This is a genomic window from Exiguobacterium qingdaonense, from assembly GCF_018617855.1.
GTDB classification, from domain to species: domain Bacteria; phylum Bacillota; class Bacilli; order Exiguobacteriales; family Exiguobacteriaceae; genus Exiguobacterium; species Exiguobacterium qingdaonense.
Window position 1 is genome coordinate 1 of record NZ_JACSKY010000044.1, and the last position, 286, is coordinate 286.

The following is a 286-nucleotide window of genomic DNA, read 5'->3' on the forward strand; positions in this document are numbered from 1 at the left end:
GTGGAGCTGAATGATACTAATCGGTCGAGGCTTTGATCTAGTCTAATGGTTCGTGTTGATGAATCCTCAGTTTTCAGGGAACAAGCCCTAAACAATATTGACATGCGTATGACGCGGTGTTAATATTCATTTTGTCTGGTGGCGATAGCGAGACGGCCACACCTGTTCCCATGCCGAACACAGAAGTTAAGCGTCTTAGCGCCGAAAGTAGTTGGGGGATCTCCCCCTGTGAGGATAGGACGTTGCCAGGCAAGATCGTTCCGCAATAGCTCAGTGGTAGAGCAAC

General features: G+C 49.0%; 1 rRNA gene. It reads left to right on the top strand.

The features are described 5' to 3' along the window. Positions 1–134: 134 nt before the first annotated feature. Positions 135–251, top strand: a 5S ribosomal RNA gene (gene rrf, locus KNP00_RS14170). The last annotated feature ends 35 nt before the right edge of the window (positions 252–286 follow it).